The organism is Kocuria himachalensis, from assembly GCF_054784195.1.
Window position 1 is genome coordinate 503,665 of sequence record NZ_BAAGPL010000019.1, and the last position, 21,901, is coordinate 525,565.

General features: G+C 74.8%; 19 protein-coding genes, 3 tRNA genes and 1 pseudogene. 11 read left to right on the plus strand and 12 right to left on the minus strand.

Translation table 11 applies throughout. The annotated features are described in order from the left end of the window. Positions 1–24: 24 nt before the first annotated feature. Positions 25–1,341 (minus strand): CAP domain-containing protein, encoded by a 1,317-nt coding sequence (locus tag ACYVM4_RS14745; RefSeq protein WP_460669008.1) that lies wholly within the window; start codon positions 1,339–1,341, stop codon positions 25–27. A gap of 162 nt (positions 1,342–1,503) precedes the next feature. Here ACYVM4_RS14745 and ACYVM4_RS14750 point away from each other — a divergent pair, with 162 nt between their 5' ends. From ACYVM4_RS14750 to ACYVM4_RS14780, 7 genes and pseudogenes are all read left to right on the plus strand, one after another. Then, positions 1,504–2,310 (plus strand): exodeoxyribonuclease III, encoded by an 807-nt coding sequence (locus ACYVM4_RS14750; protein ID WP_460669009.1) that lies wholly within the window; start codon positions 1,504–1,506, stop codon positions 2,308–2,310. Positions 2,311–2,316: 6 nt separating this feature from the next. Further along, complete coding sequence (locus ACYVM4_RS14755) at positions 2,317–3,189, plus strand: hypothetical protein (RefSeq protein WP_368822069.1); 873 nt, start codon at positions 2,317–2,319, stop codon at positions 3,187–3,189. Positions 3,190–3,340: 151 nt separating this feature from the next. After that, on the plus strand, positions 3,341–3,646 hold the full coding sequence (locus ACYVM4_RS14760) for a DUF4193 domain-containing protein (protein WP_368822070.1): 306 nt from the start codon (positions 3,341–3,343) through the stop codon (positions 3,644–3,646). A gap of 245 nt (positions 3,647–3,891) precedes the next feature. Then, complete coding sequence (locus ACYVM4_RS14765) at positions 3,892–4,368, plus strand: hypothetical protein (protein ID WP_368822071.1); 477 nt, start codon at positions 3,892–3,894, stop codon at positions 4,366–4,368. 38 nt (positions 4,369–4,406) lie between these two features. Further along, on the plus strand, positions 4,407–6,248 hold the full coding sequence (locus tag ACYVM4_RS14770) for a glycoside hydrolase family 15 protein (RefSeq protein WP_460669010.1): 1,842 nt from the start codon (positions 4,407–4,409) through the stop codon (positions 6,246–6,248). Positions 6,249–6,260: 12 nt separating this feature from the next. Continuing rightward, entirely contained in the window at positions 6,261–7,508 is a 1,248-nt protein-coding gene (locus tag ACYVM4_RS14775) for an MFS transporter (protein ID WP_368822073.1), read from the plus strand. 46 nt (positions 7,509–7,554) lie between these two features. Then, a pseudogene (locus tag ACYVM4_RS14780) lies at positions 7,555–8,505 on the plus strand (Gfo/Idh/MocA family protein); the annotation flags it as partial. Here the strand turns inward: ACYVM4_RS14780 and ACYVM4_RS14785 are convergent. Continuing rightward, positions 8,448–9,962 (minus strand): carboxylesterase family protein, encoded by a 1,515-nt coding sequence (locus ACYVM4_RS14785; RefSeq protein ID WP_460669011.1) that lies wholly within the window; start codon positions 9,960–9,962, stop codon positions 8,448–8,450. The pseudogene ACYVM4_RS14780 and the gene ACYVM4_RS14785 sit on opposite strands and share 58 nt — an antisense overlap. A 270-nt stretch (positions 9,963–10,232) precedes the next feature. Between ACYVM4_RS14785 and ACYVM4_RS14790 the strand changes: the two genes are divergently transcribed. Beyond that, on the plus strand, positions 10,233–11,309 hold the full coding sequence (locus tag ACYVM4_RS14790) for a DMT family transporter (protein WP_460669012.1): 1,077 nt from the start codon (positions 10,233–10,235) through the stop codon (positions 11,307–11,309). Positions 11,310–11,376: 67 nt separating this feature from the next. Further along, positions 11,377–13,080 carry a glycoside hydrolase family 13 protein gene (locus ACYVM4_RS14795; protein ID WP_460669013.1) on the plus strand — a complete coding sequence of 568 codons (1,704 nt, stop codon included), beginning with the start codon at positions 11,377–11,379 and terminating at the stop codon, positions 13,078–13,080. A 28-nt stretch (positions 13,081–13,108) separates the two neighbouring features. Here ACYVM4_RS14795 and ACYVM4_RS14800 read toward each other — a convergent pair whose 3' ends face one another. The 5 genes from ACYVM4_RS14800 to ACYVM4_RS14820 all read right to left on the minus strand — a co-directional run bounded on the left by ACYVM4_RS14800 (position 13,109) and on the right by ACYVM4_RS14820 (position 14,263). Then, complete coding sequence (locus tag ACYVM4_RS14800; RefSeq protein ID WP_460669014.1) at positions 13,109–13,267, minus strand: hypothetical protein; 159 nt, start codon at positions 13,265–13,267, stop codon at positions 13,109–13,111. A gap of 64 nt (positions 13,268–13,331) precedes the next feature. Next, complete coding sequence (locus ACYVM4_RS14805) at positions 13,332–13,793, minus strand: hypothetical protein (protein WP_460669015.1); 462 nt, start codon at positions 13,791–13,793, stop codon at positions 13,332–13,334. Between the two features lie 108 nt (positions 13,794–13,901). Then, a tRNA-Phe gene (locus tag ACYVM4_RS14810) sits at positions 13,902–13,974 on the minus strand. A 64-nt stretch (positions 13,975–14,038) separates the two neighbouring features. Next, positions 14,039–14,112 (minus strand) — tRNA-Asp (locus tag ACYVM4_RS14815). A gap of 78 nt (positions 14,113–14,190) precedes the next feature. Then, positions 14,191–14,263 (minus strand) — tRNA-Glu (locus tag ACYVM4_RS14820). A 157-nt stretch (positions 14,264–14,420) separates the two neighbouring features. Here ACYVM4_RS14820 and ACYVM4_RS14825 point away from each other — a divergent pair. Beyond that, positions 14,421–14,774, plus strand: coding sequence for a metallopeptidase family protein (locus tag ACYVM4_RS14825; RefSeq protein WP_368822079.1), 354 nt, complete (start codon positions 14,421–14,423; stop codon positions 14,772–14,774). 10 nt (positions 14,775–14,784) lie between these two features. Here ACYVM4_RS14825 and ACYVM4_RS14830 read toward each other — a convergent pair whose 3' ends face one another. Then, positions 14,785–15,864 carry a universal stress protein gene (locus tag ACYVM4_RS14830; protein ID WP_460669016.1) on the minus strand — a complete coding sequence of 360 codons (1,080 nt, stop codon included), beginning with the start codon at positions 15,862–15,864 and terminating at the stop codon, positions 14,785–14,787. Positions 15,865–16,043: 179 nt separating this feature from the next. Here ACYVM4_RS14830 and ACYVM4_RS14835 point away from each other — a divergent pair, with 179 nt between their 5' ends. After that, a complete protein-coding gene (locus tag ACYVM4_RS14835) occupies positions 16,044–17,405 on the plus strand; it encodes a D-arabinono-1,4-lactone oxidase (RefSeq protein WP_368822081.1) in 1,362 nt (453 codons plus the stop codon). A gap of 99 nt (positions 17,406–17,504) precedes the next feature. Here the strand turns inward: ACYVM4_RS14835 and ACYVM4_RS14840 are convergent, their stop codons facing one another. The 4 genes from ACYVM4_RS14840 to ACYVM4_RS14855 all read right to left on the minus strand — a co-directional run bounded on the left by ACYVM4_RS14840 (position 17,505) and on the right by ACYVM4_RS14855 (position 21,901). Continuing rightward, positions 17,505–18,932 carry an FAD-dependent oxidoreductase gene (locus ACYVM4_RS14840; protein ID WP_368830902.1) on the minus strand — a complete coding sequence of 476 codons (1,428 nt, stop codon included), beginning with the start codon at positions 18,930–18,932 and terminating at the stop codon, positions 17,505–17,507. Positions 18,933–19,030: 98 nt separating this feature from the next. Further along, positions 19,031–20,002, minus strand: a complete 972-nt coding sequence (locus tag ACYVM4_RS14845) for an ABC transporter permease (protein WP_460669017.1) — start codon at positions 20,000–20,002, stop codon at positions 19,031–19,033. Continuing rightward, a complete protein-coding gene (locus ACYVM4_RS14850; RefSeq protein WP_460669018.1) occupies positions 19,992–20,771 on the minus strand; it encodes an ABC transporter ATP-binding protein in 780 nt (259 codons plus the stop codon). The genes ACYVM4_RS14845 and ACYVM4_RS14850 overlap by 11 nt, the downstream gene beginning before the upstream one ends. Then, complete coding sequence (locus ACYVM4_RS14855; protein ID WP_460669019.1) at positions 20,768–21,901, minus strand: ABC transporter substrate-binding protein; 1,134 nt, start codon at positions 21,899–21,901, stop codon at positions 20,768–20,770. The genes ACYVM4_RS14850 and ACYVM4_RS14855 overlap by 4 nt, the downstream gene beginning before the upstream one ends.

The following is a 21,901-nucleotide window of genomic DNA, read 5'->3' on the forward strand; positions in this document are numbered from 1 at the left end:
GGCTCCGTCGTCGTCGGGGACCCCTCAGCGGGTGGCCCAGGTCCGTCCGGCGGCGTAGTGGGCGGTGTAGCCCTTCGAGAAGCGCTGGCGCGCCTCGGCGCCGTAGCGGTACTCGTCGGTGACGGGGAAGCCCCAGCCGCGCTCGGAGCCGGCAGCCTTCCACGCCCGCCCGACGGCCCCGTACTGCTTGATCGCGCGGGAGCCCGTGCCGGGGCTCCACATGACCATGGTGGAGCGCCCGTCGCGGCGGAAGACCTGGTACGCGCCACCGGTGACCGGGCGCTCGTCCGTGACGGGCAGGCCGAAGTTGTGCTCCCGGCCGGCCGCGACCCACCGGCCGCCGATGGACCCGTGGTTTTTCACGGCCATCGCCCCGTGGCCGGGGGCCCAGTAGATGGTGGTGGTGCGGGTGCCCTTCCGGAACTGCTGGTAGACACCGCCCTCCGGGAGGCCGCCGCGCTCGTTCATGGTGGGCTCGCCGAGCACGGCGGACCCGCCCAGGCGCTGGTACTTGGTGCCGATCGCCCCCCGGACGGCGTAGGTCGGCGCGGCCACCGGGGGCACGAACCCCTGCGCCGGGCTGGCGAACGTCCCGGGCACGGCCTGCCCGGCCGGATAGGCGTAGTAGTAGATCGTCAGGTAGGTCTCCCACCCGGGACCGCCCGGGCCCGACGTGACGACGTGGCTGACCCCGATCCCGAGGTGGGTCAGGTCCCGGGCGAACTGGTCGGTGCCGTTGCGGGGAAAGAAGTCCAGCAGGTAGTGCGTGAGTGCCTCGACCGCGTCGGCGCCCTCGAAGGCGCCGGTGAAGACGCCCTTCCCGTAGTACTGGTCCATCCGGACGCCGCCGGCGGGGGCACCCGTCCAGGGGTCCGGGTTCCGGGACTCCTTCCGGGCCCCGGCCATGGTCTCGGCCCACTGCTGGGCGTTGCGGGACAGCGCGGTGTTGTAGACCAGCGGGGCGCGCCTCGCCTGGCTGCGGTGGTCGTTGACGATCTTGAAGGCCTCGGTGATGTGCTGGACCGTGGTCGGGTGGGCGCCGGCCGACGCCGCCCCGGCCAGACCGCCCGCGGGCGGGGCACCGGCGGCCGGGACCTCCGTGGCCGTCGGGGCGGGCGCCGGAGCGCCGGCCGGGGCGGCGTCGGTGCCCGAGCCCCCGTGCAGGCTGAGGGCGGGCGCGCCGGCGGTGCCGGACGGCTCGGACCGCTCGGACCGCTCGGACAGCTCGGACAGCTCGAGCGGATCGGCCGGAGGAGCCGGCGCGGCGAGCGCCGCCGGTACGCCGCCGAGGAGGAGGGCGAAGGTGGTGGACACGACGAGCGCGGTCCGTGCGAGGTTCATGGGGGTCTCTCCCTGCTGGGGGCGGCGCCGCCGGGGGCACGGGCCAGCTGGAAATTAGCATGTGCAATCTCCACGGGAAGGCTTCGCCGGGAAACCCCTGGTCCCCCGGCGCGGCGCACCCCCGTGCCGGGGGCGTCCGGGCCAGCCGGTAACGTGGGTCCCATGAGGATCGCCACCTGGAACGTGAACTCCGTCCGCGCCCGCGCCGACCGCGTGGAGGCGTGGTTGCAGCGCTCGGACGTGGACGTCCTGGCCATGCAGGAGACCAAGGCGAAGGACGACAACTTCCCCTGGGAGCTCTTCGAGTTCATGGGCTACGACGTCGCCCACTTCGGCCTCAGCCAGTGGAACGGCGTGGCGATCGCCTCCCGCGTGGGCCTCGAGGACGTCGAGCGCACCTTCCCGGACCAGCCCGCCTTCGGCAAGCCCGGCCAGGAGCCCGTGCAGGAGGCGCGGGCGATCGGGGCCACGTGCGACGGCGTGCGCGTCTGGTCCCTCTACGTCCCCAACGGCCGCGGCCTCGAGGACCCGCACATGCCCTACAAGCTGGAGTGGCTGCGCGTGCTCAAGGACCACGCCAAGCAGTGGGTCGACGCCGACCCGCAGGCGCAGGTCGCCCTGGTGGGCGACTGGAACGTGGCCCCGCAGGACGAGGACGTGTGGGACCTGCAGTTCTTCCTCGACAACGGTCTGACCCACGTCAGCGCGCCCGAGCGCGCCGCCTTCCGCGCCTTCCTCGACGAGGCCGGCTACCAGGACGTGGTCCGGCCCCGGCACCCCGGCCCGGGCGTCTACACGTACTGGGACTACAAGGGGCTGCGCTTCCCGAAGAAGGAGGGCATGCGCATCGACTTCCAGCTCTACTCCCCCGCCCTGGCCGAGCGCGTCACGGACGCCTCGATCGACCGCGAGGAGCGCAAGGGCAAGGGCGCCTCGGACCACGCCCCCGTCGTCGTCGAGATCGCCTGAGCGGCCGTGGCCCAGCTGCTGCAGGTCGGCCGGACGTTCCGCTCGGCCACCGGGATCCCCCACCAGTTCGCCCTGCGGGTGTACGTGCCCGCCGAGGAGCTCGACGCCGTGTACGCCCCGCTGGTGCCCCGGGCGCTGTCACCCGAGGAGGCAGGGGTCAACGAGCTGACCGAGCAGCTCGCCCGCCTGGCCGAGCCGGGCCAGGAGCCGCTGCCCCCGGCCGTGGAGCCCCTGTGGACCCTGCCGTTCTCCGCCGCGCCCCGGGGCCGGGACATGCTCGCGGCGGGGGTCGGCGACTTCCCCGTCTACCACCCCCCGCAGCGGCTGCGGCGCTCGCTGCGGCTCGTGGCGCTCGCCGAGGAGGAGGGCGGCCAGCCCCTGCCCAACCTGCTCATCCCCGAGGACGCCGTCCGGGCCGCGGGCGAGCGCGTGAGCCGGGAGCACTTCGTGCCCGTCCACGCCCGCCAGTCGGCGTTCACGGTGCCCATGGCGTGGTTCTCGCTCTTCACCGCCCCGGACCACACCGAGAGCTTCCACCACGGCAACCGTGTGCACCGGTGCGCGGTGCCGGTGGACCTCGCGACCCGCCGGGTGGTGCGCGCCGCGCAGGTCGTGGAGGACGCGGGCGGGGAGGACCTGGAGGACCTCGCCGAGGACCTCACGCACCTGGGCCGGTGGCTCGGGGCGTTCTCCGCCAACTCCCTCGTGGTCCTGCACTACGGCTCGCTCGCGGACCCGTTCCAGCCGGACGAGAGCCCGCAGGACTTCTCGGACGCCGTGGAGCTGCTGGCCTCCCGGGACACCCACGGCGCCGCCGTGGCATTCCGCCGGCTCATGCACCGCTGGCTGCGCCTCGCGCACCTGGAGAGCGCCAGCTGAGCCCGCCCGGGGAACACCCGTCGCACCGCCGTGGACCCGCCCGTCAACGGGGGACTCGACAGTTCCCCATGTCATAGGGGTACACTCTGGTCCTTCCGTGCAGGGCACCCTCTGCACAGCAACACCCCGTTCCAGGAGGACGCACCACATCATGGCCACCGATTACGACGCCCCGCGCACCCGACCCGAGGACGAGCCGGCCAACGAGTCCCTGGAGGCGATCCAGGTCCAGCGCAGCGCCACCACCCAGACCGCGGTCATCGACGCCGAGGACTTCGACACGGCCGAGGGCATCGACCTGCCCGGCGCCGACCTCTCCCACGAAGAGCTCACCGTGGCCGTCATCCCGGAGCAGGTCGACGAGTTCACCTGTGCCTCCTGCTTCCTGGTCCGCCACCGCTCCCAGCTCGCCCACCAGAAGAACGGGGCCAGCTACTGCACCGACTGCGAGGGCTGAGCCCCGCGGACCACTGACGGCGGACACGACTCAGGCCCCGGCGCACGATGCGCCCGGGGCCTGAGTCGTTGCCCGTCCACCAGCCGGCGGGAACGGGCCGGCCGGTCGCGTCACGGGAGCGGCCGGCCCGCGAGGGCCTGGCAGACCGTCCCGTTCCACGGGAGGATGGGAACCTCGGCGGCACGGTGGCAGCACCCGCACGGGCTGAGCGCCGGGCCGATCCGCGCGGAGGCAGGGGTGGGGAGATGGACTGGTCGGGGTGGGCGCTGTTCGGCCTGCTGGCCACCAGCGCGCTGACCGTGGTGCTGATCGCCGCGCAGATGGCCGGCTTCACCCGCCTCGACCTGCCCCTGGTGCTGGGCACGCTGGTGACCGGCGACCCCGACCGGGCCCGGGTGGTCGGGGGGTTCCTGCACCTGGTCGCCGGTCAGGGCTTCGCCCTGGGCTACGCGGGCACGTTCGCTCTGCTGGACCGGGCCACCTGGTGGTCGGGAGCACTGCTGGGGCTGCTCCACGGAGCGGTGGCCCTGGGCCTGATCCTGCCGCTGCTGCCCGGGGTGCACCCCCGGATGGCTTCTTACCGCGCCGGTCCGGCCAGCCGGGCGGGGCTGGAGCCCCCGGGGCTGCTGGGGCTCAACTACGGATTCCAGACGCCGGTGGTGACCATGACCGCCCACCTGTGCTACGGGATCATGCTGGGCGTGCTGCTGGAGCCCCGGTGAGCGGCCGCCCGGTGCCTCGCGGGTCGGGGGACGACGACATGGGCGGCCCCACCCCGGCGACGCCGCCCATCGGCGACCACGGTCTGCTGGGCGGCACCCGCACGGCCGTGCTCGTGGCCGGTGACGGGACGATCGACTGGTGCTGCCTGCCCGGCTTCGACGGCACCCCGGTGTTCGCCTCCCTGGTCGGCGGACCCGGTGCCGGGCGCTTCCGGATGGGCCCGCCGCCGCCTGCCGCTCCCCCGGCCCGGCGCTACCGGGGAGACACCGCGACCCTCGAGACGACCTGGGCCACGGGATCCGGACGCCTGGTGCTCACCGAGGCCGTGGTCGCCGAGGTCGGCGGACAGCTGCTGCCGGCCATGCTCCTGGTGCGGCGGCTCTCCGCCGAGGGCGCCCCGGTCACCGCGGTGATCGACTTCGATCCCCGTCTGGGCGAGCACCACCTCCGTCCCCGCACCCGCCGCGGACCGGGGCTGGTCTGCGACTTCGGCCGCCTGGCCCTGTCCCTGGACAGCGACCCGCCCCTGCAGATCACCCCGGCGGTCCCGACCGTGATCACCGTCGAGCCCGGGCGCCCGGTCACCCTCGTGCTGGCCGCCGCCCACGGCGAACCCCTGGTGCACCTCGATCCCGCCGGCGCCTGGGACCTGGTGGAGGCCGACGAGGCCCGCTGGGAGCGCTGGGCCGGCGGGATCCGCGAGGACCTGCCGTACCGGCACGCCGTGGTGCGCAGCCTGCTCACCCTGCGGCTGCTGACCTACTCGCCCTCCGGGGCCCCGGTGGCGGCCCCCACCACCTCCCTGCCCGAGAATCCCGGGGGGATCCGCAACTGGGACTACCGCTACACCTGGCCCCGTGACGCCGGCATCGGGGTGCGCACCTTCCTGCGCTGCGGCAAGCCGCTCGAGGCCGAGCGGTTCCTCGGCTGGCTGCTGCACGCCAGCCGCCTGGACCGTCCCCGGCTGCCGGCGCTGCTCACCCTGACCGGGTGCCGGGTCCCCGTCGAACGGACGCTCACCGCATGGCCCGGCTACGCCGGCAGCATTCCGGTGCGCACCGGCAACGCCGCGGCCGGCCAGCACCAGCTCGACGGCTACGGGTGGGTCCTGGACGCCGCCTGGGCCTACGAGCGGGCCGGGCACCGGCTGAACTCCGAGACCTGGCGGGCGATGCGGGCCTTCGCCGACACCGTCGCCGCCCGATGGCCCGAACCCGACGCCGGGATCTGGGAGATCCGCGACGACGCCGCGCACCACGTCCACTCCAAGCTCATGGGCTGGCTGGCCCTGGACCGGGCCCTGCGCCTGGGAAGGACCCACCGGCTGGGCGAGCAGCAGCGCCGCCGCTGGTCGGTGGCCCGCCGTGACCTGGCCGAGCAGATCCGCACCACCGGCTTCTCCCCGGACCGGGGCTGCTACACCCGCGCCTACGGTTCCGCCGATCTCGACGCCGCGCTGCTGGTCCTGCCCGTGCTCGGGTTCGAACCCCCCGGGTCGGCGCGGGTGCGCGCCACCGTGGACGCCGTCCGGACCGAGCTGTCCGCCGGGGGCCCGCTGCTCCACCGCTATCCGCCGGGCCGGGACGGGTTGCCCGGCGGGGAAGGAGCGTTCCTGCCGTGCTCGTTCTGGCTCGTCCAGGCCCTGGCGGCCACTGGTCGCCGCCCCGAGGCCGTGGCGCTGTTCGAGGAGCTGCTCAAGCGCTCCACCGTCCTGGGCCTCTACGGGGAGGAGATGGACCCGGCCACCGGGGAGCACCTGGGCAACTTCCCGCAGGCCCTCACCCACGCCGCCCTGGTCGACGCCGCCCTGACGCTGCGGGACACCGCCCGGGAGGCTCCGCGCTCGCTCTCCCGTCCTGGGACCGGGCCCGACCCGTGATAGAACGGGCCGGTGCGCCCGTCCACCCCGTCCCCTGACCGCTCCCCCTCCTCGCCCCGCGTGCCGGGGTGGCTGGTGGTGCTCGCGGTGCTGGTCGTGGCGGTCAACCTCCGCCCCGGGGCCACCTCCGTGGGACCCGTCCTCGCGGAGGTGCAGCAGGGACTGGGGCTGAGCCCCACGATGGCCGGGGTGCTGACCGCCCTGCCCGGGCTCACGTTCGCCGCCGCGGGGGCGTGCGCGGCCGCGCTGTCGCGCAGGACCGGGATCAGCGGTGCCGTCACCGCCGGTCTCGTCCTGGTCGCCGTCGGGCTGGTGGCCCGGTCGGTCACCGGGTCGGTGCCGGTGTTCCTGGCCCTGACCGTGCTGGGCTTCGCCGGCATGGCCGTCGGCAACATCCTGGTGCCGGCCTTCATCAAGCGCCACGGGGGCCGGCGCACGGCGGCGCTGAACTCCCTCTACACGACCGGCCTGGCCGTCGGCGCCACGCTGCCGCTGCTGGCCGCCGGGCCGCTGGCCGCACGCGGACCCGACGGGTGGCGGGCCGCGCTGGGCCTGTGGGGCCTCGTGGCCCTGGCCGCCGTGGTCCCGTGGGTCCTGGTCACCGTCCGCGACCGGCGGGAGCCCGCCACGGCCCCGGGCAGCGCCCTGCGCGCCGGGCGCACCACCTCGATCCTGCGCTCCCGCACCGCCGTGGCGCTGTGCGTCTACTTCGGCATCCAATCGATGCACGCCTACGTCCAGTTCGGCTGGGTGGCCCAGATCTACCGCGACGGCGGCCTGGACCAGGCCCGGGCGGGACTGATGGCCGCCCTCATCGCCGCCATGGGCATTCCGGGCGGGCTCCTGATGCCCGTCCTCGTGGCCCGCTCACCGCACCTGCGGCGGTGGATCGTGGGCCTGGGCGCCTGCATGGTCGCCGGCTACCTCGGGCTGCTCCTGGCGCCCGCCACCGCCCCCTGGGCCTGGGCCCTGCTGCTGGGGGTGGGCGGCTTCGCGTTCCCCACCGCACTGGCCCTGCTCACGGCCCGTTCCCGGGACCCCCGGATCACCGCGCAGCTGTCCGGGTTCACCCAGCCGGTGGGCTATCTGCTCGCGGCGGCCGGGCCCTTCGCCGTCGGTGCCCTGCACGAGGCCACCGGCAGCTGGACCGCCCCCCTGCTGCTGCTGATGGCCACTGCGGTGCTCCTCGTCGTCGCCGGCGGCGTCGCGGCGGCGCCCCGCTTCGTCGACGACGAGATCGCGGGCACCGACGAGGCGTAGCGGCACGGCACGGCACGGCACGGCACGGAGGGACTATCGTGACCGCATGACCGAACAGGGTGCAGGACGAGTGCTCACCGCCGGACTGGTCGGATACGGCATGGCCGGGCGGGACTTCCACGGAGACCTGCTGCGGCGGGCCGGCGGCCGGGTCACCGACGTCGTCACGGGCAACCCGGAGCGGGCGTCCCGCGCGGGCGCCGACTGGCCGGGGGTGCAGGTGCACCGGGACCTGACCGGCCTGCTGGAGCGCTCGCGGCCCGACGTGCTGGTCGTCGCCTCTCCCACCGGGCTGCACGTGGAGCACGCGCTGGCCGGCCTGGAGGCGGGGATCCCCGTGGTGGTCGACAAGCCGCTGGCCATGGACCACGAGGGCGCGGCGGCCGTGGTCCGCCGCGCCGAGGAGACCGGGACACCCCTGACGGTCTTCCACAACCGGCGCTGGGACAGCGAGCAGCTGACCCTGGCCCGGGTCCTCGCCGAGGGGCACCTCGGGGACGTGCACCGGTTCGAGCGCCGCTGGGAGCGGTGGCGCCCGGTGCCCAAGGACCGGTGGCGGGAGAACGCGGTCGGCCAGGGCGGCGGACTGCTGCTCGACCTCGGTCCGCACCTGGTGGACGCGGCGATCCAGCTGTTCGGGCCGGTGGCCGCGGTGCGGGCCGAGCTGCGGGCCCTGACGACACCGACCGAGGACGACGTCTTCCTGGCCCTGGACCACGCCTCGGGCACGATCAGTCACCTGTGGGCCGGGAGCCTCGTGGGAGCGCCGGGTCCGCGGACCAGGGTGCTCGGTTCGGCCGGCGCCTTCCTCGTTCCCGGGCACGACGACAGTCCCGGGCCCTTCGACCCCCTGGACCCCGGGGAGGGCATGACGGGCCTGCTCGTCCACGGCACCGGCAGCGACCCCGTGCCCACCGCTCCCGGCGAGCCCGCCGACTTCTACCGGGCCGTGGCCCGGTGGGTGCTCGGCGGCGGCGAGGTCCCGGTGGACCCCTGGGACGCCGTGGCCGTCGCCGCGGTGCTGGACGCGGCCCGGCGCAGCGCCCGCACGGGCGCGCAGGAGGTGCCCGCCGCCCCCTGAGCGCGGCGCACCGCGCCGAGGACGCGGCCGGGAAGCCGGGCGCCCCCGGCCGCCCGGTAGCGCAGGACGCCGGGGACGCCCCCGGCGTCCCCCAGCGGCTCGCCGCGGGCGAAGTCGGCCCACAGCCGGCGGAGTCGCCGGCCGTGGGCCTGGACGTCCTCCCACGGGGCCCCGGCGAGCAGCCCGGCGCCAGCCCACGCGGCCTCGTCGCCGAACAGCAGCGGGAGGTCGACCGTGTGGGCGGATCCGTACGGGCTGCCCGGCGCGCCCCAGGTGAGCACGTAGGCGTGGGCGCTGCCCCCGGCCCGGGCGTGCCGGGCGGCGAACCGGCGGACGGCCCGGGCGTAGACAGCCGCGGTCACGTGCCCCACGACGGCCCGGCGGAGCACCGGGCCGATCAGCGGGAGCCGGGTGGCCCGGTGCAGGGCGGGCAGCGTGGGCAGGTACAGCCGCGCCTCCTCGCGGGTGTGGCCGATGAGGACGTCGATGTGCGGGGCCACCCGGTCCCAGGCCGCCTCGACACCCTCCTCGTCGGGCAGGGGGCGGTGCCCGTACTGGGTGCCGAACGGCATCCGGCCCCGGAGCCCGAAGGAGGACGCGCCGGCCTCGACCTCGGCCTGCAGGGCCACCACCTCGGCGGCCGGCGTCCCGGCGGTGACGGCCCCGACCGCGGCCGCCATCGCCGCGGTCATCGCCGCCCGGCCACGGGCGATGCCCAGCGGAGGGCTCTGCAGGATGGCCCGGCGGAACAGCAGCTCCGCGCCGGGGACGGCCATGAGGTGGGCCACGGCGTCGCCGCCGGCGGACTGGCCGAACACCGTCACCCGGTCCGGGTCGCCGCCGAAGGCCGCGATGTTGCGCCGCACCCAGCGCAGCGCCTCGAGCTGGTCGAGCAGACCGAGGTTGGCGGGGCGGTCCCGGCCCGCGCCGAGGTAGCCGAACAGTCCCAGCCGGTAGGTGACGGTCACGACCACGACCCGCTGCTCGGCGACCAGGGGACGGGGATCCATGATCGGGGCGTCCCCGGCACCCGTGGTGTAGGAGCCGCCGTGGATCCAGACCATCACCGGCAGACGCTCGTCCGCTGTGCGCTCGAGGGGCAGGGTCACCGACAGCCGCTGGCAGTGCTCGTCCCGCGGGAGCCCGGCGAGGGTGTCGCCGAGGACCCCGGTGAGGAACGGCGAGTGCGCCTGGGGGCAGGCCGGGGCCGGGTCCGTGGCGTCGAACGGCTCCTCCCGGTCCGCGACCGGGACGGGCGCGGCGAACCGGTCGGCGGTGGCGTACGGGATCCCGGTCGCCCGGACGACGTCGCCGTCGACGCGGCCGCGCACCGGACCGCAGGGAGGGTCGAACGCGCACGTCGGAGTGGTCATGCTCTCCTTCTACCACGCGGCCCGCAGGGGACGTCAGCGGCGTCCCCGCCCGGCCGGCACCGGGGAGCGTCGTCCTCGCCCACCCCATTACGCCCTGCCCGGCGGCATCCCTCGGCCGCCCTGGGTAGATTGGGCTGTCGACCGACAGGAGCCTTCCATGACCGCACCCCCGCAGCGCCCGGCGCGGTGCCGCGGTTCCGCGCGCGCCCGCTCGACGGCCGGCGACGTGCCGGCCGGCGACGTGCCGGCCCACGACGTGGTGGACGCACCGTGAACCGCACGGGGCGCCACGCAGGCCTCGGCGTCGCCGCGATCCTGGTGACCTCGATCCTGTGGGGCACAACGGGGACCGCGGCGACCTTCGCGCCCGGCGCCGGGCCGCTGGCGATCGGGGCCGCCGCCCTGGGGGTGGGCGGGCTGCTGCAGGCGGCGATCGCCCTGCCCGCGCTGCGCCGCTCGCGGCGGGCGCTGCGCTCGCACGCCGGGCTGGTGGCGGCCGGGGCCGTGGCCGTGGCCGTCTATCCGCTCGCGTTCTACAGCTCGATGCACCTGGGCGGCGTCGCGATCGGCACGGTCGTCTCCCTGGCCTCCGCGCCGCTGGCCTCGGGTGTCCTGGAGCGCTTCCTCGAGCGCCGCCCCCTGAGCCGGTGGTGGATGTGCGCCGCGTTCCTCGGCGTCCTCGGCAGCGCCCTGCTGTGCCTGTCCCGGGCCAGAGGGTCCGAGGCCTCGGCCGCGGACACCGCCGCCGGCATCGGGCTTGGGCTGGTGGCCGGGGCGACCTACGCGCTGTACTCGTGGGTGGTCCACCGGCTGATGGGCCACGGGGTGGGGCGCGCGGCCTCGATGGGCGCGGTCTTCGGGGCCGGCGGGGCGCTCCTGATCCCCGTCCTCGCCCTCACGGGGGCGCCCCTGCTGGCCTCGGCGCAGTCGTTCGCCGTGGCCGCGTACATGGCGCTGGTGCCGATGTTCCTCGGGTACTTCCTGTTCGGCATCGGGCTCGCGCGGGTGCGCCCGAGCACGGCGACCACCCTCACCCTGACCGAACCGGCCGTCGCGGCGGTCCTGGCCGTCGTCGTCGTCGGCGAACGGCTGACGGGCGCCGGCTGGACCGGGCTGGCCGTCATCGCCGCCGCGCTCGTGGTCCTCGCCCTCGCCCCCACCAACGTCGTCGCGCTCCCGCCGGGCGCACAGGCACCGACCGTCCAGGGACCGGCCGCCCGGGCGCAGGCCACCCACGCACCGCCCGCCGGGGCACCGTCCGCCCCGGCGCCCGCGGCGGGGCACCGGGCCGCGGTGCACCCGGCCGCCGTGCGGGCGGCCGTGACACCGCCCCCGGGGACTGACTAGGTTGGGGACGCCCCGCACCGGACACCCCCGTACCGGACACCCCCAGGAAGAACCCGAGGAGCAGCCCATGACGCAGCAGGTCAGCCAGACCCCCACGGCCGAGGACGGCCCGTGGTGGCGCTCCGCGGTGATCTACCAGATCTATCCCCGCTCCTTCAACGACTCCAACGGTGACGGCCTGGGCGACCTGCCGGGGGTCGTCGACCGCCTCGACTACCTCGCGGACCTGGGCGTGGACGCCCTGTGGCTGTCCCCCTTCTACGTCTCGCCGCAGCACGACGCCGGCTACGACGTCTCCGACTACCGGGACATCGACCCCCGCTTCGGCACCCTCGAGGACTTCGACCGGATGCGTGCCCGGATGAGGGAGCTCGGGATGCGGCTGATCGTGGACCTGGTGCCCAACCACACCTCGAGCGAGCACGAGTGGTTCCGGGCCGCCGTGGCGGCCGGGCCCGGCAGCCCCGAGCGGGACCGGTACCTGTTCCGGGACGGCCGGGGCGAGCACGGCGAGGCGCCGCCGAACAACTGGCGCTCCGTGTTCGGCGGCGAGGCCTGGACCCGCCTGCCGGACGGGCAGTGGTACCTGCACCTGTTCGACAGCACCCAGCCGGACCTCAACTGGGAGAACCCGGAGGTGTGGGAGGAGTTCCGCTCGGTCCTGCGCTTCTGGCTGGACCGGGGCGCGGACGGCTTCCGCGTGGACGTGGCCCACGGCCTCGTCAAGGCCGAGGGGCTGCCGGACTGGGACCACCAGGTGCGCATGGTCGAGGGCGAGCACGACGCGCGGGAGCACGACGCCCCGGAGACCCCCCTGAGCACCGGCAGCCCCTACTTCGACCAGGACGGCGTGCACGAGGTCTACCGCGACTGGCACCGGGTGCTCGCCGAGTACGAGGGCGACCGGATGATGGTGGCCGAGGCGTGGGTCGAACCGGCGCACCGGCTGGCGATGTACGTCCGTTCGGACGAGATGCACCAGGCGTTCAACTTCGACTTCCTGGTGGCCGGGTGGGACTGGGCCCGGATGTCCCGGGCCATCGAGGACTCCCTCAGGGAGGCGGCGGGAGTCGGCGCCCCGACCACCTGGGTGCTGTCCAACCACGACACCGTCCGGCACGTCTCCCGCTTCGGGCTCGCCGACCCCATCGCCTACCCCAAGGGGATCGACGCGGACGGCGAGCAGCCGGACCACGAGCAGGGTCTCGCCCGCGGCCGCGCCGCCGCCCTGGTGGAGCTCGCCCTGCCCGGATCCGCCTACCTGTACCAGGGGGACGAGCTGGGCCTGCCCGACCACACGCGCCTGCCCGCCGAGCTGCGCCAGGACCCGGCGTTCGCCCGCACCGGGGGCGAGGAGATCGGCCGCGACGGCTGCCGCGTCCCGCTGCCCTGGGCCGCGGGAGAGCCGGGCCACGGCTTCGGGGCCGACCCGTGGCTGCCGCAGCCCGAGGTCTTCGCGGAGCTCGCGGCGGACCGGCAGGTGGGGGTCCCCGGCTCCACGCACACGGTGTACCGCACGGCGCTCCGGGTGCGCCGGGAGCTCGGTCTCGGCCGCGGCGCCTTCGCCTGGCACACGACCCACGACGCCGCGACGGGCCTGCTCTCCTTCGTGAACACCACCGGGGCCGGGGAGCGGGTCCTCGTGGCGGCGAACCTGGGCGGCGCCCCGGTGCCCCTGCCCCCGGGAGAGCCGCTCGTGCTCAGCCACCAGGACGCCGTGCTGGACGGTGCCCTGCGGCCCGAGCGGGCGGTGTGGTGGCGCCTGGCGTGAGCGCCCCCTCCCGGTGGGACCGGCCGGGTTACGGCCGCTCCTGCTCGTCGCGGGTCTGCTGGGGGTCCAGCCCCTGCTGCTCCAGGTCGCGGTCGAGCTCGGCGCCCGGCTCGATGACCACGCCGTCCTCGCGCTGGTCCTCGACCGGTCCGTGCCCCGGCTCCTGCTCGCGTCCGTGCTCGGTCATGTCGGCTCCCTCCGTCGCAGGCCCCCGGGCCGGCGGCCTGCCCCCAGTGTAGGCAGGGCGCTGATCACTCCGAGGGGGAGGGCTCCGCGCACGCCCGCTGCAGCCAGTGGTTGACCGGCGCCAGCGTCCGCTGCAGCTCGGCCAGCTCGGCGGGCTGCACGGACGGGCCCGCGGCGTCCAGGGCGGCCACGGCGTCGTCGAACGCGGGGCGCAGCTCGGCGGGCAGCCGGGGGGTGAGGTCCCGCACGGAGGCGGCCGCCCCCTGCGGGCGGAAGTGGGGGTCCGGCTCGTCGCCGGACAGCGGCACGAGGGTCAGCGCGGTGTAGGCGCTCGCCACGTCGAAGCAGGCCTCCGGCGCCGCGGAGGTCCCGGGCGGCACCGGGGAGGGCGAGCCCGCCGTCGGCTCGAGGACGAGCCCGGACGTCTGCGGGCCGGTGCCGCAGCCCATGAGCGCCAGGAGGCCCAGGACGGTCAGCGCGGCCGCTGCTGCCCTGCGGGGGCTCGGGGGACGGGGATACCGGATCACGGCTCCCAGGGTAGGGAGCGAACCTCCGTGTCGGCTGGCAGCCGGCAGCACGACCCCCGGCACGAGAAAACCGCCGGCCCCCACGAGGGGGACCGGCGGTTTCCGCGGTGGCTCCGACCGGCGTCGATCCGGTGACCTTACGATTTTCAGTCGTACGCTCTACCAACTGAGCTACAGAGCCCCGGCACATCCGCAACGGATATGCCGCGACGGCGCCGCATCGTGTCGATGAAACGCCGTCTGAGCGACCCTGACGGGACTTGAACCCGCGACCTCCGCCGTGACAGGGCGGCACGCTAACCAGCTGCGCTACAGGGCCTTGCTGTTTCCAACGAGGACTGATCCTACCAGCATTCCTCGGCGGTTGTGCAAATCGGCGGGAGACCCTCCGATCGCGTACCCCCAACGGGATTCGAACCCGTGCCGCCGCCGTGAAAGGGCGGTGTCCTAGGCCGCTAGACGATGGGGGCCAGGACACCCGCGCCGACGGCCACGACCTCGGCGACCGAGGACCGTGACACGGGAGAAACCGAGTACAGCTTAGAGGTTCGCGCGGATCCTGCACAATCCACGTCCGTCCCCTCGGGAACCGGCCGCCGCCCGGGCTCGTGCGGTAGGAATGGGAGAGTGATCGAGATGACCCGCGAGGAGTTCGACGGCGCCGTCGACGACGCCATCGACCTGATCCCGGACGCGCTCTTCCGGGCGATGGACAACGTGGTGATCCTCGTCGAGGAGGAGCCGCCGGAGCACTCCGCCGAGCTGCTCGGCCTCTACGAGGGCGTGCCCCTGACCGCCCGGGACGGCGGCTGGGGCGCCGGGTCCCTGCCGGACCGGATCTTCGTCTACCGGGGACCGCTGCAGCGCATGTGCGCGGAGCGCGAGGAGCTCGTGGAGGAGATCACGGTCACCGTCATCCACGAGGTCGCCCACCACTTCGGCATCGACGACGAGCGCCTGCACGAACTGGGCTGGGGCTGAGCCGGCCCGCTCAGGCGTCCCAGGGGCGGACGTCGTCGGAGTCGAAGTCCGTGCGGGTCTCGATCCGCACGTCGTAGCGGTCCGGGACGATCAGCACGGGCCCGGCCGCGTTGTGCAGCACACCCTGCGACGTGGAGCCCAGGAGCATCCCGGCGAACCCGCCCCGGCCGCGCGTGCCCATCACCACCAGGCCGTTGCGCCGGGTCTGCTCGACCAGCACCTGCACCGGCGCCCCGTCCGCGAGCTCGGAGCCGATCTCCAGGTCCGGGAACCAGCTCTCGAGCCAGGCGACGCCGCCGTTCAGCGCCCGCGCGACGTCGTCGTACATCGCCTCGAAGTCCACCGCCGTGGGCATCCACGCGAGCGCTCCGCTCACGGGCGGGAGCGCGCACAGCACCGTCAGCGGCACGCCCAGCAGGCGCGCCTCCTCCGCGGCGTAGAGCATGGCCGCCCGCGCCTGGGCGGAGCCGTCCGAGCCGACGACCACGCGGTCCACGAGGGCCCGGCTGCTCGTGAGCTCCTCCGCGCCCAGGTGCTGCTGCGCCCACGGCAGGGGCACCACGCCCGTGGGGCACTTTGCGTGCGCCGGCACCGCCGTGGAGACCGTGCCGAGCAGCCGGCCCAGCAGACCGCCCCGGCCGCGGGAGCCCAGGACCAGCAGCTCCGCGGTGCGGCTCAGCTCGAGCAGGGCCCCGGAGGGGTCCCCCGTCTCGACGGTCGCCCGCAGCTCGACCCCCACGTCCCGGACCTGGTCCGCCGCGTGGTTCAGCAGCTCCTCGACGCCCTGGGTGAGGGCCGCCTCGTCCACGGTGGCGTAGCCGGTGTCGAATCCCGAGCCGGAGAACACGGGCAGGCTGTACGCGGTGACCAGCCGCACCGGGCGGCCCCGGCGGCGCGCCTCCCGGGCCGCCCACCGCAGGGCCCCGAGGCTCTGCTCGGAGCCGTCGATGCCCACGACGACCTCCCCCGTCGCGTCGAGGGACCGGCTCTGCCCGCCGCCCGAGGGGATGCGGTCGCGCACCGCCTCCTCGCCCAGCGTGGTCTCGTGCGGCTCCTCGCGCTCCGGGTCCGGGGACGGGTGGTCGGTCATGGTGCTGCCTCCTGTGCGCGTCCTCGGTCCGCGGTGCTCCGGTCCCGCCGCGGGCTTCGCCTCCGATGGTACGCGCGGCGGGGCGGCAGGACGGGGGCGTGCGGGGCGCCGGAGCGCCCCCGGGATGAGAGGATGAGGGCGCACTGTGCACCTGCCTGCGAGGAAGGACGGTCCCGCCGATGAGCGAGGTCTCGTTGCCCGACGCCCTGCCCGGCGAGACCGGGACGAAGGAGTGGGTCACGTGGGCCAGGACGCACTCCGTCACTCCCCGGCACGTCCTGCGCCCCAGCTCGGTGCCGGAGCTCGCGGAGGGCGTCGCCGCCGCCGTGCGCCGCGGACTGGGCGTGCGCGCGGTGGGCTCCGGGTGCAGCTTCTCGGCGCTGCCCCTCGCCCCCGACGTCCTGCTCGACCTCTCCGGGCTCTCCGGGCTGCCGGCCGTCGACCGGGAGAACCAGCGGGTCACGGTCCTCGCGGGCACCACGATCCGCGACCTGAACCAGGAGCTGGACGCCCACGGTCTGGCCCTGACCAACCTGCCGGACAACGACTGGCAGACGGTCGCCGGTGCCGTCTCGACCGGCACCCACGGGACCGGCCTGGCCTTCGGCTCCCTCTCCCAGCAGGTGGTCGCCCTGAGCCTGGTCACGGCCGGGGGCGAGCTGGTGGAGTGCTCCGCCGAGCAGCGCCCCGAGCTGTTCGAGGCCGCGCGCGTGGGCCTGGGAGCCGTGGGGATCATCGCGAGCGTCACCCTGGAGTGCGAGCCGACGTTCCGGCTGCACGCGGCCGAGCTCAAGGAGCCCCTCGGCCAGCTCGTGGACACCTTGGGGAGCCGGATGGCCGGGGCCGACCACTTCCAGTTCTTCTGGACGCCGGGCACCGCCACCGCCCAGACCCGGATCCTGACGCGCCTGCACAAGCTCCCGGACTCCTACACGCGGCCCGGCTCCCCCGTGGCCCGCACCGTGCGCCGGCTCGACGACGCCCTGCTGCGCAACACGCTCACCGCGGGGCTGAACCAGCTGGCCACCGCCCTGCCCCGCTCCACGCCGGGGCTCAACCGCCTCGACGCCCTCACGAACAGCCCCCGGCAGTACAGCGACCTCTCCTTCCGGGTGTTCACCGTGCCGCGCCGGACCCGGTTCGTCTCCTCCGAGTACGCGCTGCCCGTCGAGGAGCTCGTCGTGGCCTTCCGTGAGCTGCAGACGCTCATCGAGCGCCGCGACTACTCGTTCTCGCTCCCGGTGGACGTGCGCTGCTCCGCGGCGGAGGACGCCTGGCTCTCCCCCGCCCACGGCCGGGAGACCGGCTGGATCGCGCTGCGGCAGTACTGGCGGAGGTACGACCCCAAGGTCTTCGCCGCGGCGGAGGAGATCTTCGTGGCCCACGGCGGCCGCCCGCACTGGGGCACCGTGCACACACAGGACGTGGAGCACCTGCACGCGGTGTACCCGCGGTTCCAGGACTTCCTCGACGCCCGGGCGGCGGTGGACCCGGACGGGGTGTTCCTCAACGACCACGTCCGCGGGCTGCTGGGCCTGTAGCCCGGCGCACGGTCCGACAGGCGTGAGGGGCCGCGCCCGGCAGGACGCGGCCCCTCACGGCTCAGCACGGCGGCCCGGAAGGGCGGCCGGGCCCGCGGATCAGACGGGCGAGGAGACCGGCTCCGTCACGCCCTCGCGGGAGACGCTGACCATCTCCTCGCGCTCGACCACCTTGACGCGCTCGCGCGGGTTGCCCTCGGCGTCGTGGGAGGACTGGCCGAGGCCCTGCTCGTACTCGTCGAGGGCCAGCCACCCCTCCCAGGTGGTGTACTCCACGCCGCGGGCCTCGAGCACGTCGTTGACGGACTCGGGGTCGGGGCGGGTGGCGCCCGGCAGCACGGAGCGGTCCTCCAGCAGGTGGGTGACCGTCTCGAGGGCGTCGGACTTGGTGGCGCCGATCAGCCCCACCGGGCCGCGCTTGATCCACCCGGTCGCGTAGAGGCCGTGCAGCACGGTGCCGTCCTCGGCCAGGACGCGGCCCTCCACGTTGGGGATCACGCCGCGGCCGTCGTCGAACGGCAGCTCGGGCAGCCGGGAGCCCAGGTAGCCGACCGCGTGGTAGACGGCCTGCACCGGGTAGTCGACGTGCTCGCCGGTCCCGGACACGGAGCCGTCGCCGTTGAGACGCGTCCGCTCCATGCGCAGACCCGTGACCCGGCCGTCCTCCCCCAGCACCTCGCGGGGGCTCTGCAGGAAGTGCAGGTGCAGCCGGCGGGAGGCGGTCTGCGGGGAGTCGTCGGCCCGCCACTTCTCGAGCGTCTTGACCATCACCTTGACCTGGTTGTTCTCGGCGATCGTCCGCTCGGAGCCCTCGTCGTACTGGAAGTCCTCGTCGTAGACGACGATGTCGACGTCCCGCGACTTGGCGAGCTCGCGCAGCTCGAGGGGCGTGAACTTCACCTGGGCGGGGCCGCGGCGGCCGAAGATGTGCACGTCCGTGACCGGGGACGCCTTGAGCCCCTGGTAGACGTTGCCGGGGATCTCCGTGACGAGCATGTCGTCGGCGTGCTTGGAGAGCACGCGGGCGACGTCGAGGGCCACGTTGCCGTTGCCGATGACCGCGATCTCGCGGGCCTCGAGCGGCCAGGTGCGCGGGAAGTCCGGGTGGCCGTCGTACCAGGCCACGAACTCGGCGGCCCCGTGCACGCCCTTGAGGTCGTTGCCGGGGATGTTCAGCGGGGCGTCGTAGACGGCCCCGGTCGCGAAGATGACGGCGTCGTAGTGGGCGCCGAAGTCGGCGAGGGTCAGGTCCCGGCCGAACTCCACGTTGCCGAAGAAGCGGATGTCCCCGCGGCCCAGGATGGCGCGCAGCGCGGTGATGATGCCCTTGATCCGGGGGTGGTCGGGGGCCACGCCGTAGCGGATGAGACCGAACGGCGTCGGGTAGCGGTCGAACAGGTCGATGCTGACCTCGAGCTGCCCGTTCTTCACGAGCTCGGACTTGGTGAGCATGTCCGCGGCGTAGATGCCGGCCGGGCCGGCGCCGATGACGGCGACGCGCAGGGGGCGGGTGGTGGTGTCAGCCACTAGGTTCCTTTCGATGGCGCGCACGGCGTGCACCGCGCGCAACGTAGACCGGGTCCAAGATTAGTGAAGTTCTCGCAGAATCTCCTGGGTGCGGACGCTCACGGCCGGTGGCCGAGCAGCCCCCGCCCGCGCAGCAGCCGGCGTTCCACGGGGTTGAAGAACAGCAGCTCCACGAGGATGCCGACGACGAGGATCGCCAGGACGGCGACCATCACCACCGCCATGTTGGAGACCGTCCGGCCCTGCTCCAGCAGGGAGCCGAGGCCGAAGCCGATCGACCCGCCGATGGCGATGAGCTCGGCGCCCATGAGCGAGCGCCAGGAGAAGGCCCACCCCTGCTTGAGCCCGGCGAGGTACCCGGGCAGGGCCGCCGGGAGCACGACCTTGCTGGCCATGGTCCACCCCCGGGCGCCGAGCACGTGACCGGCCCGGCGCAGCTGCGGCGGGATCTGGTCCACGCCCGCGAGCATGCCGTTGATGATCGAGGGGATGGCGCCCATGAGCACCACGAAGTACACCGTGGCGTCGGACAGGCCGAACCAGATGATCGCGGCGGGCACCCACGCGATCGACGGCAGCACCTGCAGGCCCGAGATGATCGGGCCCACGGCGTCGCGCAGTCCGCGCCACTGGGCGATGAGCAGCCCCAGCGGCGTGGCCACTGCCGCCGCCACCAGGAAGCCGCTGATCCCCCGCCACAGGCTCGTGCCCAGGGCGCTCAGGACGGTGCCGTCGCCGAGCAGCGCGCCGAACTGCCGCGCGACGTCCAGCGGGCCGGGCATCACGTCCGGGCGGGGGCCGAGGAGCGCGACCAGCAGCTGCCACAGCAGCAGCCCGGCCACCAGGGCGACCAGGGGCGGGGCCACCTTGGTGCGGAACACCTCACCGGCCGAGGTCTTGCGCGTGCGCTCGGTCTGCAGGGCGTCGAGCCCGGCGAGCTCCTCGCCGGTGCCGTCCCGGTCCTCGTGCGGCACCGGGGGCGGGGCGGGGACCGGCCGCTCGGCGTCCCGGGGCGCGGGGGGCCCGGGGGCCGCCGGCGGCGCGGCGGGGACGGCGGTGTCATTTCGCATGGCGGCTGATCTCCTCACGCAGACGTGCGGTGATGGTGCGGGTCAGCTCGCCGAGGGTGTCGTCGAGCGACTGTGCGCTGCCCTCGAAGCCGTAGGACTCGGGGTCCTTCCACGGCCGGGTGTCCCACTCCTGGACCACCTGCCCGGGACGGGAGGACATGAGCAGCACGCGCTGGCCCAGCCGCACGGCCTCGGCGACGTTGTGGGTGATGAACACGATCGTCCGGCCGGTGGCACGCCACACGCGCAGCAACTCCTCGTGCAGCAGGTCCCGCGTGATGGCGTCCAGGGCGGAGAACGGCTCGTCCATGAGCAGGACCTCCCGCTCCTGGGCCAGGGCCCGGGCCAGGGCCACGCGCTGGCGCATCCCGCCGGAGAGCTCGTGCGGGCGCTTGTCCGCCGCGTGCGGCAGCCGGACCAGCTCGAGCAGCTCCCCGGCCCGCTCCCGCCGCTGCGCGGCGGGGACACCGCGCAGCTCCAGGGCGAGCTCGACGTTGCGCCGCGCCGTGAGCCAGGGGAACAGCGCGGCGTCCTGGAACATCAGGGCCGCCCCCTCCGAGGGGACGGTCACGGAGCCCTCGGTCGGTTCCTCGAGGCCCGCGACGATGTTCAGCAGCGTCGACTTGCCGCAGCCCGAGGCGCCGAGCAGCGCGACGAACTGCCCGCGCTCCACGTCGAGGTCCACGCCCTGCAGGACGGGCCCGTCCTCGGCGGCGAAGGTCTTGCCGAGGCCGTGCAGGCGGATCGCAGTGGTGGTCGTGGTGCTCATGAGCCCGCCTCCTCGGTCGAGCGGACGCGGTCGAGGGCCGTGGTGTCCACGAGCCCGTCGAGCGGGGCCTCGTCCGTGGTCCCGGCCGTGACGCCGTCGGCGAGAAGCGCGGCGTAGGTGTCCGCGAGGGGGTCGGTGGTCCACTCGATGGACGCGAGGGCGCCCTCGACCGTCTCCTCGGGCAGCGTCTCGGTCTGCGCCTGCTCCAGGCCCCGGTTCAGGGTGGAGGCCAGCAGCCGGGGCTCCTCCTCGTGCTCCTGCAGCCAGTCCACGGACCGCTGCAGCCCGCGCACGAGCCTCTCGACCGTCTCCGGATGACGCTCCAGGTAGTCCTTGCGCACCACCAGGACGGTCGTGGGGTAGCGCCCGTCCGCCCAGAGGTCCCGCTCGTCCACGAGGACCCGGGCCCCGTCCTGGACGGCGCGGGTGGCCCAGGGCTGGGGCAGCCAGGCGCCGTCCACGCGACCCTGGCGCAGCATCGAGATGGTCTGGCCGTTGGCCATGGGGGTGATCGCCACGGCGCGCTCGCCGTCGCCGTCCACCTCGTAGCCGTGCTCGGTGAGCCAGGTGCGCAGGGCCACGTCCTGGGTCCCGCCGAACTCGGGGCTCGCGACGGTGTGCCCGGCCAGGTCCTCCGGGCCCGTGACCCCGGGACGCACCACGAACTGCGCCCCGCCGGAGGCGGCGCCCGCGACCACGGCGAGGGAACGGCCCTGGGAGCGGACGAAGGAGTTGATCGCCGGGTTGGGGCCCACGAACGCGGCGTCGATCGACCCGGCGTTCATGGCCTCCACCGCCGTGGGACCGCTGTTGAAGACCTGAGTGGCCAGCCCGGTGTCCCCCAGCTCCTCGGCGAAGTAGTCGTTCTCCAGCCCGACGAGGGCGGGTCCGTGCGTGAGGTTGCCGAAGTAGCCCAGCCGCAGCTCGGCGGCGTCGGAGGTCTCCACCGCGGCGTACTCCCAGGCCGAGAGGGTCCCGTTGGCGCGCAGCACGGTGGCGGCCACGGTCAGGGCGGCCAGGAGCGCGAGGGAGACGAGCACCAGCGGCCAGCCCGGGCGGCGTCCGCCGGCGGCCCGGCCGCCGTCCCCGGCCGTCACCGTAACGAGGTCCGACGGCTGCTGCCGAGCCAC

Excerpts from the sequence above, each read along its gene's own strand:
- ACYVM4_RS14745 (WP_460669008.1), bottom strand. The coding sequence starts at position 1,341 with ATGAACCTCGCACGGACCGCGCTCGTCGTGTCCACCACCTTCGCCCTC.
- ACYVM4_RS14750 (WP_460669009.1), top strand. The coding sequence starts at position 1,504 with ATGAGGATCGCCACCTGGAACGTGAACTCCGTCCGCGCCCGCGCCGAC.
- ACYVM4_RS14760 (WP_368822070.1), top strand. The coding sequence starts at position 3,341 with ATGGCCACCGATTACGACGCCCCGCGCACCCGACCCGAGGACGAGCCG.
- ACYVM4_RS14765 (WP_368822071.1), top strand. The coding sequence starts at position 3,892 with ATGGACTGGTCGGGGTGGGCGCTGTTCGGCCTGCTGGCCACCAGCGCG.
- ACYVM4_RS14770 (WP_460669010.1), top strand. The coding sequence starts at position 4,407 with ATGGGCGGCCCCACCCCGGCGACGCCGCCCATCGGCGACCACGGTCTG.
- ACYVM4_RS14785 (WP_460669011.1), bottom strand. The coding sequence starts at position 9,962 with ATGACCACTCCGACGTGCGCGTTCGACCCTCCCTGCGGTCCGGTGCGC.
- ACYVM4_RS14795 (WP_460669013.1), top strand. The coding sequence starts at position 11,377 with ATGACGCAGCAGGTCAGCCAGACCCCCACGGCCGAGGACGGCCCGTGG.
- ACYVM4_RS14800 (WP_460669014.1), bottom strand. The coding sequence starts at position 13,267 with ATGACCGAGCACGGACGCGAGCAGGAGCCGGGGCACGGACCGGTCGAG.
- ACYVM4_RS14830 (WP_460669016.1), bottom strand. The coding sequence starts at position 15,864 with ATGACCGACCACCCGTCCCCGGACCCGGAGCGCGAGGAGCCGCACGAG.
- ACYVM4_RS14835 (WP_368822081.1), top strand. The coding sequence starts at position 16,044 with ATGAGCGAGGTCTCGTTGCCCGACGCCCTGCCCGGCGAGACCGGGACG.
- ACYVM4_RS14845 (WP_460669017.1), bottom strand. The coding sequence starts at position 20,002 with ATGCGAAATGACACCGCCGTCCCCGCCGCGCCGCCGGCGGCCCCCGGG.
- ACYVM4_RS14850 (WP_460669018.1), bottom strand. The coding sequence starts at position 20,771 with ATGAGCACCACGACCACCACTGCGATCCGCCTGCACGGCCTCGGCAAG.